At 68.1% G+C, this 14991-nt stretch carries 13 protein-coding genes; 1 reads left to right on the top strand and 12 read right to left on the bottom strand.

The window, feature by feature from the left end:
- Positions 1–26 precede the first annotated feature (26 nt).
- Positions 27–1493, top strand: coding sequence for an FAD-dependent monooxygenase (locus OHB13_RS33805; protein WP_328379654.1), 1467 nt, complete (start codon positions 27–29; stop codon positions 1491–1493).
- Between the two features lie 219 nt (positions 1494–1712).
- On the opposite strand, the gene OHB13_RS33800 is transcribed toward OHB13_RS33805, so the two are convergent.
- The 12 genes from OHB13_RS33800 to OHB13_RS33745 form a co-directional block, all read right to left on the bottom strand.
- Positions 1713–2375 (bottom strand): maleylpyruvate isomerase family mycothiol-dependent enzyme, encoded by a 663-nt coding sequence (locus OHB13_RS33800; protein ID WP_328379653.1) that lies wholly within the window; start codon positions 2373–2375, stop codon positions 1713–1715.
- Between the two features lie 23 nt (positions 2376–2398).
- The gene (gene ahcY, locus OHB13_RS33795) at positions 2399–3802 is read right to left on the bottom strand and encodes an adenosylhomocysteinase (RefSeq protein ID WP_328379652.1); all 1404 of its coding nucleotides are present in this window, start codon (positions 3800–3802) and stop codon (positions 2399–2401) included.
- A complete protein-coding gene (gene metF, locus OHB13_RS33790; RefSeq protein ID WP_328379651.1) occupies positions 3792–4649 on the bottom strand; it encodes a methylenetetrahydrofolate reductase [NAD(P)H] in 858 nt (285 codons plus the stop codon). The genes ahcY and metF overlap by 11 nt, the downstream gene beginning before the upstream one ends.
- A complete protein-coding gene (metH, locus tag OHB13_RS33785) occupies positions 4646–8176 on the bottom strand; it encodes a methionine synthase (protein ID WP_328379650.1) in 3531 nt (1176 codons plus the stop codon). The genes metF and metH overlap by 4 nt, the downstream gene beginning before the upstream one ends.
- Positions 8134–9117 carry a carbohydrate kinase family protein gene (locus OHB13_RS33780; RefSeq protein WP_328379649.1) on the bottom strand — a complete coding sequence of 328 codons (984 nt, stop codon included), beginning with the start codon at positions 9115–9117 and terminating at the stop codon, positions 8134–8136. The genes metH and OHB13_RS33780 overlap by 43 nt, the downstream gene beginning before the upstream one ends.
- A 5-nt stretch (positions 9118–9122) precedes the next feature.
- Positions 9123–10316 (bottom strand): methionine adenosyltransferase, encoded by a 1194-nt coding sequence (metK, locus tag OHB13_RS33775; RefSeq protein ID WP_266850588.1) that lies wholly within the window; start codon positions 10314–10316, stop codon positions 9123–9125.
- Position 10317: 1 nt separating this feature from the next.
- Positions 10318–10560, bottom strand: coding sequence for an acyl carrier protein (locus OHB13_RS33770; RefSeq protein WP_328379648.1), 243 nt, complete (start codon positions 10558–10560; stop codon positions 10318–10320).
- Positions 10561–10671: 111 nt separating this feature from the next.
- Positions 10672–11112: a holo-ACP synthase gene (locus OHB13_RS33765; protein ID WP_266850592.1), complete on the bottom strand. Its 441-nt coding sequence runs from the start codon at positions 11110–11112 to the stop codon at positions 10672–10674.
- 1 nt (position 11113) lies between these two features.
- The gene (locus tag OHB13_RS33760; protein WP_328379647.1) at positions 11114–12079 is read right to left on the bottom strand and encodes a hypothetical protein; all 966 of its coding nucleotides are present in this window, start codon (positions 12077–12079) and stop codon (positions 11114–11116) included.
- 21 nt (positions 12080–12100) lie between these two features.
- Positions 12101–12991 (bottom strand): diiron oxygenase, encoded by an 891-nt coding sequence (locus tag OHB13_RS33755; RefSeq protein WP_328379646.1) that lies wholly within the window; start codon positions 12989–12991, stop codon positions 12101–12103.
- 66 nt (positions 12992–13057) lie between these two features.
- The gene (locus OHB13_RS33750; RefSeq protein ID WP_328379645.1) at positions 13058–14143 is read right to left on the bottom strand and encodes a class I SAM-dependent methyltransferase; all 1086 of its coding nucleotides are present in this window, start codon (positions 14141–14143) and stop codon (positions 13058–13060) included.
- Positions 14140–14979: a class I SAM-dependent methyltransferase gene (locus tag OHB13_RS33745; protein WP_328379644.1), complete on the bottom strand. Its 840-nt coding sequence runs from the start codon at positions 14977–14979 to the stop codon at positions 14140–14142. The genes OHB13_RS33750 and OHB13_RS33745 overlap by 4 nt, the downstream gene beginning before the upstream one ends.
- Positions 14980–14991: the final 12 nt, after the last annotated feature.

Raw genomic sequence — 14991 nt, 5'->3', positions numbered from 1 at the left:
GACCAAGAGATTCCTGAGGAGCTGCCATGGAGCACGAGCACGTAGTCATCGCAGGAGGCGGCCCCACCGGGCTGTGGCTGGCCGCCGAACTGCGGCTGGGCGGGACACCCGTCACCGTCCTGGAAACTCGCCGCGAGCGGGATCCCCACTCCAAGGCCCTCACTATCCATCCGCGCACACTGGAGGCCCTGGCCACCCGGGGCGTGCTGGAGCCCTTCCTCACGGAGGGGCGGCGCATCCCCAGTGGCCACTTCGGCGGGCTCGACGACCGGATGGACTTCGGGGTCCTCGACACCCCCTACCCCTTCACACTCGCCCTGCCGCAGGCCCGCACCGAGGAGCTGCTGGAGGAACACGGGAATGCGGCCGGAGCCAAAATCCGGCGCGGGCACCACGTGACCGGACTTACCCAGGACGAAGACGGGGTGAGCGTCGAGGCAACCGGCCCCGACGGCCCGTACACACTGCGCGCCGACTACGTCGTCGGTTGCGACGGCACCCGAAGCACCGTGCGCGAAGCGGCGGGCATCGACTTCCCCGGCAACGACGCCACCACCTGGGGCTTCCTGGGCGACGTCGTCCTGGACAACCCGCCACAGGAAGCGGTGGCGGCCGTGTCGGGCCCGACCGGCGGCGTCATGATTGTCCCGATGCCGGGCGGCATCCACCGGATCGTCGGCGGTGACCCGGACAGTGCCGGTACCGGCTACCCCGGCGAACTCACCCTCGACGTGCTGCGCGCCAAGGTGACCCGGATCGCCGGCACCGACTTCGGCATGCGCGACCCGAGCTGGCTCTCCCGGTTCGGCAACGCCACCCGGCAGGCCGCCGAGTACCGCAGGGGCCGCGTCCTCCTCGCGGGCGACGCGGCGCACATGCACTACCCGGCCGGAGGTGTGGGCCTCAACGTCGGCATCCAGGACGCCACGAACCTCGGCTGGAAACTGGCCGCCACAGTGGCGGGCACCGCCCCCGCCGGGCTCCTGGACAGCTACCACACCGAACGCCACCCGGTCGGCGCCGACCTACTGCTCAGCACCCGCGCCCAGACGGCACTGATGAACGCCTACTCGGCGGAGGGCCAGGATCTGCGTGCACTCCTGAGCCAACTCATCGCCACCGTCCCCGAGTTCTCCCGAAGCCTGGCCGAAAGACTCTCGGCACTGGCCGTCACCTACCCGGGCCCCGCACACCACCACCCCCTGACCGGTCACCGCGCACCCAACCTCGAACTCTCCAACAGCACCAACCTCTTCACGCTGCTCCGGACCGGCCGCCACGTCCTGCTGCACTTCACCGGCACCCCGGCACCGCCCTCCACCTCCCACATCATCACGCACACAGCACACCGGCCCGACCCACGCCCCGCCTGGTCCACCGTGCGTGCCGCGCTCATCCGCCCCGACGGCCATGTCGCCTGGGCGAGCGAACAGCCCGACACCGACGTTCTGCGGGCCGAGGCGCACGCGGCGGTATCCGCGACTCACCGCTGACCAGGACGCCGTCGATGCCCACGGCCCCCGGCCGTCGGCAGCCGGACTGTTCGTACCGGCCGCCTCCCGGACCCGCTTCCGCACTTCGGCCCCTGCTGTGCGACTCGCGGTGAGGAGCTTCGGCGCCCGGAGGCGGCAGGGGCATCAATGAGCAGCGACGAGGGATCACCACCCGCTACGGCAGGACCGCCGAGTTAGGTCTGAGACTGACGGTCGCGGTCAGCGGTATATGACCAACTCGCGCTCGTCCGCACCTTCCAGTTCGTACTGTGTGCCGACCAGGGGCCGGCCGGAGTAGAGCCGGATCAGCGTCGGCACATCGGCGACCAGCCGGGCGGGCGGCCGTCCGTCGATCTTGTTCCCGAGCGCCATGGTGCGGTTGCCGTCGTCGAGTACCGCATGGACGAGTGGGGTGCCCCGTTTCCGGCTGGCGACCGACAGAAGCACCAGCTCCGACGCCTCGCCCGCTACGGCGTAGGCACCTGCCGCGCCCCATGCGTCGCGTACATCGCCTGCGTGGACCCACTCTCCGAAGGCCACGGTGTCGAGCAGGCCGTCCTCGTGCAGGGCGATCACCGGGCCGGCCTCGCTGAGGCCGCGCTCCAACTCGTCCAGCACGCGCCGGAGTGGCCAGCAGGCACGCTCAGCCACATCGGCGGCGTTGGATCCGGGTGAGAAGACGCCTTCTTCGAGCCGCCCTTCCACGATCCGGACCAGCGCCGCCGCACAGTGGGCGACCACCTCACGAACCGTCCAGCCCGGACAGGCCGTACGGAACGCGAACAACTCCTCGGGTGCCGACCGGAGCAGCGGCATGAGCGCGTCCCGCTCCGTCAACAGGAGACGGCCCGGCAACGCGGGATCACGACGCTCCTCGGACATTCTGGTTTCCCCCTTGGACGGGATCAGTAGCGGTAGTGGTCCGGCTTGTACGGGCCCGAGACGTCGACACCGATGTAGGCGGCCTGCTCGGGACGGAGCGTCGTGAGCTTCACGCCGAGGGCGTCGAGGTGGAGGCGGGCGACCTTCTCGTCCAGGTGCTTGGGCAGCACATACACGTCGGTCGGGTACTCGGCGGGCTTGGTGAACAGCTCGATCTGGGCCAGCGTCTGGTCCGCGAAGCTGTTGGACATCACGAACGAGGGGTGACCCGTCGCGTTGCCCAGGTTCAGCAGACGCCCCTCCGACAGCACGATCAGCACCTTGCCGTCGGCGAACGTCCAGGTGTGGACCTGCGGCTTGACCTCGTCCCGCACGACCCCGGGGATCCTGGCCAGGCCGGCCATGTCGATCTCGTTGTCGAAGTGGCCGATGTTCCCCACGATCGCCTGGTGCTTCATCTTGGCCATGTCGGCGGCCATGATGATGTCCTTGTTGCCCGTCGTGGTCACGAAAATGTCCGCGATCGACACGACGTCGTCCAGGGTCGAGACCTGGAAGCCGTCCATCGCCGCCTGCAAAGCACAGATCGGGTCGATCTCGGTAATGATCACCCGGGCACCCTGACCGCGCAGCGACTCCGCGCAGCCCTTGCCCACGTCGCCGTAACCGCAGACCACCGCGACCTTCCCACCGATCAGGACATCGGTGGCACGGTTGATACCGTCGATCAGCGAGTGCCGACACCCGTACTTGTTGTCGAACTTCGACTTGGTGACAGCATCATTGACGTTGATCGCCGGGAACAGGAGCGTGCCGTCGCGGTGCATCTCGTACAACCGGTGCACACCGGTCGTGGTCTCCTCCGTCACACCCCGGATCTCCGATGCGATCTTCGTCCAGTCGAGCGTACTGCGCTCCAACAGGGCTCGTACGACGGCGAGTTCGTCGTTCGCGGCCTCGGGGAGTTCACCTGTTTTCTGGTACTCGACGCCCTTGTGGACCAGGAGGGTGGCATCCCCGCCGTCGTCGAGGATCATGTTCGGGCCGCCGGTAGGGGCATCCGGCCAGGTCAGTGCCTGCTCCGTGCACCACCAGTACTCCTCCAGGCTCTCGCCCTTCCACGCGAACACCGGGATCCCCGCGGCAGCAATCGCCGCCGCCGCGTGATCCTGGGTGGAGAAGATATTGCAGGAGACCCACCGCACCTGCGCGCCCAGAGCCACCAGCGTCTCGATCAGCACAGCCGTCTGCACCGTCATATGCAGGGACCCGGTGATCCGCGCACCCGCCAGCGGCCGGGCCTGCGCATACTCCGCACGGATCGACATCAGACCCGGCATCTCATGCTCGGCCAGCGTGATCTCCTTACGGCCGAACGCGGCCAGCGACAGATCAGCAACCCTGAAATCGGTGAACTCAGCGGACATGAAGGCTCCTTGAAGACAGAACATTGCGATGAATGTCGACGGCCGCCGTCGAACGGTTGAGCGTGATGTAGTGCAAACCCGGCGCACCCTCGACAAGCAACCGGTCCGCCATGGCCGTGGCATGGTCAACCCCGATCCGGTACGAGGTGGCAGGATCGTGGCGGGCGCGTTCCAGGCGGTGCGCCAGATCTTCGGGGAAGGCCGCGTCGCTCAGCTCGGCGAAGCGGCAGATCTGGCGGTAGTCGGTCGCAGGCATGATCTCCGGGATGACCGGTGTCGAGCAGCCGGCCGCGGCGACACGATCACGGAACCTCAGATAGGTCTCCACGTCGAAGAACATCTGGGTGATGGCGTAGTCCGCCCCGGCCCGGCACTTGGCCACGAAGTGGCGAACGTCCTCGTCCAGAGACGTGGCACGCGGGTGGCCCTCCGGGAAGGCGGCCACGCCGGTGGTGAAGTCGCCGAGCGACCTGACCAGCTCGACCAACTCGATCGCGTAGCTGAGACCGCGAGGATGAGCCTGCCACCCCCCTCTCGGATCTCCCGGCGGATCGCCCCGCAGGGCAAGCACATCGCAGATACCGGCGTCGGCGTACTGGCCGATGATGTGCCGCAGTTCGGCCACCGAGTGCCCGACCGCGGTGAGATGTGCGACCGGGCGCAGCGTCGTCTCGGCCGCGATCCGCTTGGTCACGGCGACGGTACGGTCCCGGGAGGAGCCACCGGCCCCGTACGTGACGGAGACGAAGTCCGGGCCGAGCGCCTCGACACGCCGGATCGCCTCCCAGAGAGTCGTCTCGCCGGCAGGTGTCTTCGGCGGGAAGAACTCGAACGAGAAGGTCGTCATCGACGGCCCCCAGCGTTGAAGTACGTGGCAGCGGGGTGGTGGACGACGATCGCGTCGGTGGACTGCTCGGGGTGCAGCTGGAACTCCTCGGACAACTGGATCCCGATCCGCTCGGGCTGGAGCAGTTCGGCGATCTTCGCCCGGTCCTCCAGATCCGGACACGCCGGGTACCCGAGCGAGTAGCGACAGCCCTGGTACTCGGTACGGAGCACGGCATCCAGCGAGTCCGGGTCGCCCGCTTCGATGCCGAGTTCGGAGCGGACTCGTGCGTGCCAGTACTCGGCGAGGGCTTCGGCCAACTGGACGGAGAGGCCGTGGAGTTCGAGGTAGTCGCGGTAGGAGTTGGCCTCGAACAGCTCGGCGGTGGCCTCACCGATCCGCGAGCCGACCGTGACCACCTGGAGACCGATCACATCGGTCTCGCCGGACTCCTCGGGGCGGAAGAAATCCGCCAGACAGAGCCTGCGGCCACGGCGCTGACGCGGGAAGGAGAAACGGGTCCGCTCACTGCCGTCCTCATTCAGGAGGATCAGGTCGTCGCCCTTGGAGACACAAGGAAAGTAGCCGTAGACCACTGCCGCTTCGAGCATGTTCTTGGTGTGCAGCTGGTCCAGCCACCCCCGCAGATGCGGCCGGCCCTCGGTCTCCACCAGCTCCTCATACGTGGGACCCTCACCCTTACGGGCCTCCTTCAGACCCCACTGCCCCTTGAACAGCGCGCCCTCGTCCAGCCAGGACGCATACTCCTTGAGCTGGATCCCCTTGACGACACGGGTACCCCAGAACGGCGGCTCCGGGACCGGATTGTCGGTGGCCACATCCGAGCGGACAGGCCCCTGCGCCTCCTCCACCTCCAGAACAGCAGCCGTATCCCGCTTCGGCACCCGCCGCTGCTTGAGCTCGGGCAGCACCACACCCGGCACACCCCGCTTGACACCGATCAGCGCATCCATCAACCGCAGACCCTCGAAAGCATCCCGCGCATAGCGGACCTCGCCCTCGTAGATCTCATGAAGATCCTGCTCGACATACGCCCTGGTCAGGGCCGCGCCGCCGAGGATGACGGGGAAATCGGCAGCCATCTTGCGCTGGTTGAGCTCCTGGAGGTTCTCCTTCATGATCACAGTCGACTTCACCAGGAGACCGGACATACCGATGACGTCGGCCTTGTGCTCCTCCGCCGCTTCCAGGATCGCCGAGACAGGCTGCTTGATACCGAGGTTGACGACGTTGTAGCCATTGTTCGTCAGAATGATGTCGACGAGGTTCTTACCGATGTCATGCACGTCACCACGGACGGTGGCCAGGACGATCGTGCCCTTGCCGTCATCATCGGTCTTCTCCATGTGCGGCTCCAGATGAGCCACCGCACTCTTCATCACCTCAGCCGACTGGAGCACGAACGGCAACTGCATCTGCCCCGACCCGAAAAGCTCACCGACAACCTTCATACCCTCCAGCAAGGTGTCATTGACGATCTCCAGAGCCGGCCGGGTCTGCAACGCCTCATCCAGGTCGGCCTCCAGACCGTTCTTCTCCCCGTCGATGATCCTGCGCTGCAACCGCTTGTCCAGCGGGAGAGCCATGAGTTCCTCGGCCCTGCCCTGCTTCATGGACTTCATGTTGACGCCCTCGAAAAGCTCCATGAGCTTCTGCAACGGGTCATAGCCCTCAGCCCGCCGGTCGTAGATCAGGTCGAGGGCGACCTTGACCTGCTCCTCCTCCAGCCGGGCGATCGGCAGGATCTTCGACGCATGCACGATCGCCGAATCCAGCCCCGCCTTCACACACTCGTCCAGGAACACCGAGTTCAGCACCACCCGGGCAGCCGGGTTGAGACCGAAGGAAATGTTCGACAGACCCAGCGTGGTCTGGACCTCCGGGTGACGGCGCTTGAGCTCGCGGATGGCCTCGATGGTGGCGACGCCGTCGCCCCTCGACTCCTCCTGACCCGTGCAGATCGTGAAGGTCAGCGTGTCGATGAGAATGTCCGACTCGCGCACCCCCCAGTTACCGGTCAGGTCCTCGATCAGCCGCTCCGCGACAGCGACCTTGTGCTCGACCGTGCGCGCCTGACCCTCCTCATCGATCGTCAGCGCGATCAGCGCGGCACCGTGCTCGACCGCCAGCGCGGTCACCTTCGCGAAACGGGACTCCGGCCCGTCACCGTCCTCGTAATTGACCGAGTTCAGAACCGCCCGACCGCCCAGCTTCTCCAAACCCGCCCGCAGCACAGGCAGTTCCGTGGAGTCCAGCACGATCGGCAACGTCGAGGCGGTGGCGAAACGGCCCGCCAGCTCGCTCATGTCGGCCACACCATCACGGCCCACATAGTCGACACACAGATCCAGCATGTGCGCGCCCTCACGGATCTGATCGCGCGCCATCTCCACACAGTCGTCCCAACGCGCCTCCAGCATCGCCTCGCGGAACTTCTTACTGCCGTTGGCATTCGTCCGCTCACCGATCGCCATATACGCCGTGTCCTGACGGAACGGCACCGTCTGATACAGCGACGCGGCACCCGGCTCAGGACGCGGCTCGCGAGCGGTGGGCTGGGTGCCACGTACTCGCTCCACCACCTGACGCAGATGCTCCGGCGTCGTACCGCAACAGCCACCGATCAGCGACAACCCGTACGCTCCGGCGAACGTCGCCTGCGCTTCGGCCAGTTGCTCCGGCGTGAGCGGATAGTGCGCGCCGTCCTTGCCGAGCACCGGAAGCCCCGCGTTCGGCATACAGGACAGCGGGATGCGGGAGTGGCGCGCCAGATAGCGCAGGTGCTCGCTCATCTCGGCCGGGCCCGTCGCACAGTTCAGGCCGATCAGGTCGATACCCAGGGGCTCCAGCGCGGTCAGCGCGGCGCCGATCTCCGAGCCGAGCAGCATCGTGCCGGTGGCCTCCACCGTGACCGAGCAGATCACGGGAAGATCGGCACCCGTCGCCTCCAGCGCACGCCGTGCACCGATCACGGCGGCCTTCGCCTGGAGCAGGTCCTGCGACGTCTCCACGAGCAAGGCGTCCGCCCCGCCGCGTATCAGGCCTTCGGCGTTCTGCTCGTACGCGTCCCGCAGGGCGCCGTACCGCACATGCCCCAGCGTCGGCAGTTTCGTACCCGGGCCCATAGAACCCAGCACCCACCGCGGCCGCCCGTCGCGGGCCGCATACGCATCAGCGGTCTCCCGTGCGATGCGGGCCCCTGCCTCGGACAGTTCGTGGACGCGGTCGGGGATGTCGTACTCCCCCAGCGCGGCCAGATTCGCACCGAAGGTGTTCGTCTCCACACAGTCGACGCCGACAGCGAAGTACTCCTCGTGCACCGAGCGGACGATGTCGGGACGGGTGATGTTGAGTACCTCGTTGCAGCCCTCCAGCTGCAGGAAGTCATCCAGCGTGGGGTCCTGGGCCTGAATCATGGTCCCCATGGCTCCGTCCGCGATCACCACCTGCCCGGTGAGCGCTTCGCGCAGACCCCTCGTGCCCCTCACGTCAACTCCCGCAGGTGTGCTGTCAGATGGGCCACGCATTCAGGGCCGTAGGACATCCTGAGCCGGGAGACGAGGGAGTCGCGGTACAGGCGGTACTCCTGTGTTCCCACGTAGTCGAGCACCGTCGCCGCCACCGCACAGCCGAGCTGGGCGGCGTGCTGCTCGGGGACTCCCCATGCCAGGCCGGCGAGGAAGCCCGCGCGGAAGCCGTCGCCGACTCCTGTGGGATCGACGGCGCCGGGCACCTCGACTGCGGGGACGGCCAGCGGGTCGTGACCGGTGCGCTCAAGGCGGACGCCCTGAGCGCCGTGTGTGGTGACCCAGCAGCCGACCTTGTTGAGGATCTGCTGCTGGGTGAGACCGGTCCGTTCCTGCAGGAGCGCTGCCTCGTACTCGTTGGTGAAGAGCCAGCGCGCGCCGCTGATCAGTTCCAGGGCCTCGGGCCCGTCGAGCCTTGCCAGTTGCTGCGAGGGGTCGGCGGCGAAAGGGATCCCCAGCTTTCGGCATGCTCTGGTGTGCCTCGTCATGGCCTCCGGGTCGTCCGGGGAGATCATGACGAGGCTCAGCCGGCCGGTCCGGCGGATGACCGAACCCAGGTCGATTTCCCTGGCTTCCGCCATCGCTCCGGCGTAGAAAGTGGCGATCTGGTTCTGCGCCCGGTCCGTCGTACAGAGGAATCTGGCCGTGTGCAGTTCCGTGCTGACCCGGACGGAGTCCGTGTCGACCCCATGCTGCTTGAGCCAGACACGGTACGGCTCGAAGTCGCTTCCCACCGCGCCGATCAGTACGGGGCGCAGTCCGAGCAGTCCGAGCCCGAAGGAGATGTTTGCTGCCACTCCCCCTCGCCGTATCTCCAGCTGGTCCACGAGGAACGACAAGGACACCCGGTCGAGCCGGTCGGCCAGGAGCTGGTCGGTGAACCTCCCGGGGAACGTCATCAGATGGTCGGTGGCGATGGAACCTGTGACAGCAATACCCATCTCAGTCAGTCCTCCGCTGCCAGACGCAGGGCGGCCACCCGGTCGGTGCGCTCCCAGGTGAAGTCCGGCAGCTCGCGGCCGAAGTGGCCGTACGCGGCGGTCCGGGCGTAGATGGGACGCAGCAGATCGAGGTCTCGGATGATCGCGGCGGGGCGCAGATCGAAGACCTGGTCGATGGCGTTCTCGATACGGGACACGGGTACGGTCTCGGTGCCGAAGGTCTCGACGAACAGGCCGACCGGTTCGGCCTTGCCGATGGCGTACGCGACCTGCACCTCGCAGCGCTCCGCCAGACCGGCCGCGACGACGTTCTTGGCCACCCAGCGCATCGCGTACGCCGCCGAACGGTCCACCTTGGACGGGTCCTTGCCGGAGAACGCGCCGCCGCCGTGCCGGGCCATCCCCCCGTACGTATCGATGATGATCTTGCGACCGGTCAGACCCGCGTCACCCATCGGGCCACCGATCTCGAAACGGCCGGTCGGGTTCACCAGCAGCCGGTATCCGTCGCTTTCGAGGCTGACGCCCTGCTCCGCGAGCGCCTTGAGTTCGGCCTCCACCACGTGTTCGCGGATGTCCGGGGCGAGCAGCCCAGCCAGGCTGATGTCGGCCGCGTGCTGGGTGGAGACGACGACGGTGTCCAGCCGGACCGGCCGGTCCCCCTCGTACTCGATGGTGACCTGGGTCTTGCCGTCGGGGCGCAGATACGGGACGGTCCCGTCCTTGCGTACCTCGCTCAGCCGGCGGGAGAGCCGGTGGGCCAGATGGATGGGCAGGGGCATCAGCTCGGCCGTGTCGGTGCAGGCGTAGCCGAACATCAGCCCCTGGTCCCCGGCGCCCTGCTGGTCCAGCGCCTCACCGTCCTTGTCGGCGGTGTCGACGCCCTGCGCGATGTCGGGTGACTGGGCACCGATCGACACGGACACCCCGCAGGAGGCGCCATCGAAGCCCTTGGCCGAGGAGTCGTAGCCGATGTCGAGTACGGCCTTGCGGACGAGTTCGGCTATGGGTACATAGGCGGCGGTGGTCACCTCGCCCGCGATATGGACCTGCCCTGTGGTGATCAGGGTCTCGACGGCCACGCGGGATGCCGGGTCCTGGGCCAGGAGCGCGTCGAGGATCGTGTCGCTGATCCGGTCAGCGATCTTGTCCGGGTGTCCCTCGGTGACGGATTCGGAGGTGAAGAGCCGTCGGCTCACGTCACTTCACCTCCGCGCGGAAGAAGTTGTCCGCGATGGCGTCGAGCGTGCGGATGGCGTCGACCTCAAGCGTCTCCATCTCGATCGAACGGCCGCTCAGCTGCTCCAGCAGGAAGACGAACTCGACGAACGACAGCGAGTCGATGAGACGGTTCTCGATGAGGTCCAGGTCGGGTGCGATGTCGGCCCGGTCCTCGTGGCGCTTGAGGATCCAGTCCTTGACCTGCTGCAGGCCCTCGCTCATGGCTGTGCTCCTAACTGTGTCTGTGGGCATGACGATGTGTGCGTGACGATGTGTGCGTGACGATGTGTGCGTGACGATGTGTGCGTGACGATGTGCGGGCCGGTGGCCCTGTCACGGCTGCGGTGCGACAGGTGGGTCACCGAGGATCGGCGCTGCCACCGCGACGGCGTAGTCGACGTCGTGGCTGATGCTCACGGTGATCTCGCAGATGCCGGAGGCGGCGGCCATGTCGGCTGCGGAACGGCGGAGTTCGACGAGGGGCCAGCCGCCGTCCGACCGCCGCACGACGATGTCGAGCCACGGCAGGAACCGGTTCTGGACGCGGAGTGTCTTGAAGGCCGCCTCCTTGGCCGCGATACGGCCGCAGAGGCTCAGGATGTCCAGTCCGGTCGATGTCCGGCAGTCCGCCAGTTCGCGGGCGTCGAGCATCCGGCCGAAGAAGGCTTCGCCGTGGTCGGCCATGAGGCGGCGGACGCGGTTGACGGACACGATGTCCATGCCGAGATTCGCCCCGCCCAGGCCGCCCGCTGCGACAGTGGGGCGGGCCGGCACGTCAGGTCACCGGCCCGGCCGGCGCCAGTCGTGCCACGGCGGTGCGTACGGCGTCGGTGGCGGCCGCCCAGTTCCCGTGGCGCCGTGTGAGCGCCGAGAGCCAGCGTTCGAGGCCGAAGGCGACGCAGATGGTGAAGGCGGGGCCGCCGTCCGCGAGGCTGATGGAGCAGCGGTCACCGAAGAAGTTGCGGTGGGTGTTGACCGAGGCGATCGCCAGGTCCTCGTAGAGGAATTCGTGCTTGACCGGCGACAGCCGTTGCAGGAGCGCCTTGGAGCCGCCCTTGTCGAAGAACGGGTCGCAGGCCGCTTCCCTCCGCAGTGGCAGGTCGAGCGCCTCGGCGAAGGCCGTCACCCGCTCGGTGAACCCGCGGAGATGGTTCTCGGCGTGCTCCTGGCTGCCGATGGCCACGATCTCCCGCATCCGGAAGCCGAGTTGGCGGCGCAGACCCTCGTAGTGCTCCTCCTTGCGGAAGCACCAGCCGACGACGGTCACCAGGGTGTCATCGGGCACCTGCTGTCCTTCGTGGTGGAGATACACCGCATAGCAGGAGGCCGATGGCAGCCCGAGTCCGGCCGGCTGGAGGGCGTCGCACGGAAAGGAGCCGGATTCGGTGCAGAACGGCGCCTCGTCGCGGCGGTCCAGGTCGAGGGGTGCGGCCAGCACCGCCTGGTGCGGGAAGTTCTCGTAGTAGTCCAGACGTGCCAGGTCGGCGGCGGGGAGCAGTGGTGCCATGGTCATGGCCCGTGCGCCGGCGTCGGTCCCCCAGGACTCGAAGGTGTCGTCGAGCAGCCGGAGCAGCGCGGTGCCTTCGGGGCCGAGTGCGGGGAGCCCCTGCGGGGCTGCTGGAGCGGGGCGGGGCACGGTGACGCCTGACGCGGTGGTACGGGACGCAGCCGTGCGGGTGACGGTGGCGTGTGTGGCGGTGGTGTGTGTGGCGGTGGTGTGTGTGGCGGTGGTTCGGGACACGGTGAAGATCCACCTCTCGGTTCAGACGACCGGCAGGGTCTCGTCGGAGAAGATCCCGGTCTTCAGGAAGAAGGCGAGCGGCTTGCGGATGGCCTTGCGCTCGTAGGGGCGCCGGCGCTCGTCCTCGATGAGCGCGGTACGCAGGGCCAGCGGGTCGGCGATCCCCGCGTCGCGGTAGACATGCGGGTTGTACAGGGAGTTGACGCTGAAGACGACATAGCGCTTCAGGTACGCCTCCACCTCGGCGAGCCGCTCCGGGCCGACCGCCTCACGCATCCGCAGGTGCAGCAGCGAGACCAGTTCCCGGCCGAAGGCGATGTGGCGGGACTCGTCCTGGTGGTGGATGCGGTTGACCTCGCGGATGGTGTCGCAGAGCGCGGTGTCCTGCGCCATCCGGCTGTTGTAGTGGTCGACCAGTTCCTCGAAGAAGAGGATGCGGGCGAAGACGAGGAAGTTCTCGACCTCGGGCTCCCACACGGAGTCCGCGCGCATCGGCGTGGAGCCGTAGATCTTGTTGCCGTACCTCCGGCAGAACTCGGCGAAGAACCACATGTGTTCGTTCTCCTCACCGATGAAGTGGTGGAAGAAGTCCGACGGGACCTCGAAGCCGGGCATGTGGATGCGGCCGACGACCTCGATGAGCAGTTCACGGATGCCGTGCACATTGAGGCTGTAGAAGTTGATGGACTCCCACTTGGCCAGCCGGTGCAGTGTCTTCTCGTCCAGCTCGTCGAAGTGGGGGGTGCCGTACGGGGTGAGCAGCTCGGGGCTCATCCACAGGCAGTCCTCCTCAAGCCGGTCGGGCCACTGGAACTGCTGGTAGGGGTTGTAGTAGTCCTCGATGGACTTCTCGCTGAGCCGCCCCAGGACTTCGAGGAAGCGGTCGGTCACGGGCAGGGCTGTTGTGGCCATGGGCATCTCCTGTTGCGTACGTGGGTGGCGCACGGACCGGGGTCGTGCGCGGGGTGGGTCCGGGCGTCAGGGCCTGACCTCGTAGACGGCGTTGACGGGCGTCTCGGCGGCCCGGCGCCAGCGGGTGAATCCGGCCTCTTCGGCGATGGCGCGGAACGCCCGCTCTCCGGAGTGGTTGCCGAGGGCGTGCGGGCCGCGCTGGGCGACGGCGACCGGCAGGCACATGACGGCGGACAGCGCCATGAACATCCGGGCGGCCGGGGTACCGGAGTCGACGTCCGCGGGCGACACATTGGATTCGACCAGCATCCAGGTGCCGTCGGCGTCGAGGGACTTGTGGACGTGCTGGGCCGCTGCGACCGGATCCCCCATGTCGTGCAGGCAGTTGAAGAAGGTCACCAGGTCGTAGCCGGAGCCGGGGTAGTCGTCGGCGGACGCGGTCTCGAAGATCACACGCTCGGACAGGCCCGCGTCGTCGGCGAGCTGGCGGGCAATGGTGATGGCCTCTTCCGAGTAGTCGAAGCCGTGGACGGTCGCCTCGGGGTAGGCCTTGGCGATGAGGAGCGTGGTGTGCCCGACCCCGCAGCCCACGTCGGCGATCCGGCCGCCCGCGGTGAGTTTGCCGGTCACGTCGTGGAGGGCGGGGAGCCAGTCCGGCAGCAGCCGGTGCTGGTAGGTGGGCTCGAAGAAGCTGCCCATGCCGGTGTCGAGCGCCGGGTCGTGCTCGGCCCAACCGACGCCGTCCCCGGTGCGGTACGCGTCGACCAGGAGGTCTTCGGTGGCGTAGAGCGCCTTCAGCGCCGTGAAGAACCCGGCCGCGTAGGTGACGGCCGAGGGGTCGGCGAGCACCGGCGCGTGGCCGGCGGGCAGGGTGTACGTCCCGGCGGAGGGGTGCCGTTCGACGTACTCCGCGCTGAGCTGGGCGTGCAGCCATTCCTCCACGTACCGCTCGCTGGTGCCGGTGCGGCCGGCCAGCTGGGCGGGGGTGAGCGGGCCGTGCTCCGCGAGCGCCCGGTACAGGCCGAGCCGCTCGCCGACGGCCACTGTGAGACCGCGGACGGCGGCGGCCGCGTCACCGATGATCCGCTGGTGGAAGTCGGTGGCGGGAGTGCCGGACGTGACCCGGGTGCCGGGAGCGGGGTTCTCGGTCATGCCGCCTTCTCCTCGCCGGTCGACAGGTCGCAGGTGAACAGGAAGGACCGGGGTATGCGGGGCATCTCGCGCGCCGGCACCGGGTACGGCCAGCGCCCGAAGTCGGCGCCCTCCTCGCCGGGCTGCCTGACCTCGCGTGGCGACCAGCCGCAGTCGGTGAGCAGCTGCTCGGGCTCCTCGGTGCCGAACAGCCAGGGGTTGCCGTCCTCCTCAAGGGCTTTGAGGAAGGTGCGGGACAGCGGGTTCTGCAGCGCGGAGCGGCTGATGACGTCGCCCAGGAGGACGGATCCGGGGGCGCTGTGCGCGGACAGGGTGGTGATCAGCGCCCGGACCGCTTCCTCGGGCAGGAAGAAGAGCAGCCCTTCCACGACCCAGAGTGTGGTCTCGTCGGACCGCCAGCCCGCTTCCTTCAGCGGGCCCGTCCAGTCCTGCGTGAGGTCGACGGCGACGGTGCGCCGTTCGCGGCCGGGCGGTGCGGGCTCACCGGCGAGCATGTCCGCCTTCGCCGCGAGCAGTGCGGGGCGGTCGAGTTCGTAGACGGTGACGCCGGCCGGCCAGCCGAGCCGGTAGAAGCGGGTGTCCATGCCCGCGGCCAGGAAGACGACCTGGCGGATGCCCTGGTCCCCGACGGCCCGGCCGATGGCGCGGTCCAGATAGGTGGTGCGGATGGCCAGGAACGGGACGGTGCCTGCGCCCGCGTACCGTTCCAGCAGTTCGAACCCGATGCCGTCGGCAACGGTACGCGCGTAGGGATCGGCGAACAGCCGGTCGTCGCGTTCGGTCTCCAGGGCGCGCGCTGCGGCGGTCCACTGGGCGGTGCGGGATACGGCCTCCACGGAAGGCCCCCT

The organism is Streptomyces sp. NBC_00440, assembly GCF_036014215.1.
GTDB lineage: Bacteria > Actinomycetota > Actinomycetes > Streptomycetales > Streptomycetaceae > Streptomyces.
This window is presented reverse-complemented; position numbering and strand designations above follow the sequence as displayed.

Coding starts and splice junctions, on each gene's coding strand:
- ahcY (WP_328379652.1), bottom strand. CDS start 3,802: ATGTCCGCTGAGTTCACCGATTTCAGGGTTGCTGATCTGTCGCTGGCC.
- OHB13_RS33805 (WP_328379654.1), top strand. CDS start 27: ATGGAGCACGAGCACGTAGTCATCGCAGGAGGCGGCCCCACCGGGCTG.
- metH (WP_328379650.1), bottom strand. CDS start 8,176: ATGCGTGGCCCATCTGACAGCACACCTGCGGGAGTTGACGTGAGGGGC.
- OHB13_RS33780 (WP_328379649.1), bottom strand. CDS start 9,117: ATGGGTATTGCTGTCACAGGTTCCATCGCCACCGACCATCTGATGACG.
- OHB13_RS33755 (WP_328379646.1), bottom strand. CDS start 12,991: ATGGCCACAACAGCCCTGCCCGTGACCGACCGCTTCCTCGAAGTCCTG.
- OHB13_RS33750 (WP_328379645.1), bottom strand. CDS start 14,143: ATGACCGAGAACCCCGCTCCCGGCACCCGGGTCACGTCCGGCACTCCC.
- OHB13_RS33800 (WP_328379653.1), bottom strand. CDS start 2,375: ATGTCCGAGGAGCGTCGTGATCCCGCGTTGCCGGGCCGTCTCCTGTTG.
- metF (WP_328379651.1), bottom strand. CDS start 4,649: ATGACGACCTTCTCGTTCGAGTTCTTCCCGCCGAAGACACCTGCCGGC.
- OHB13_RS33770 (WP_328379648.1), bottom strand. CDS start 10,560: ATGAGCGAGGGCCTGCAGCAGGTCAAGGACTGGATCCTCAAGCGCCAC.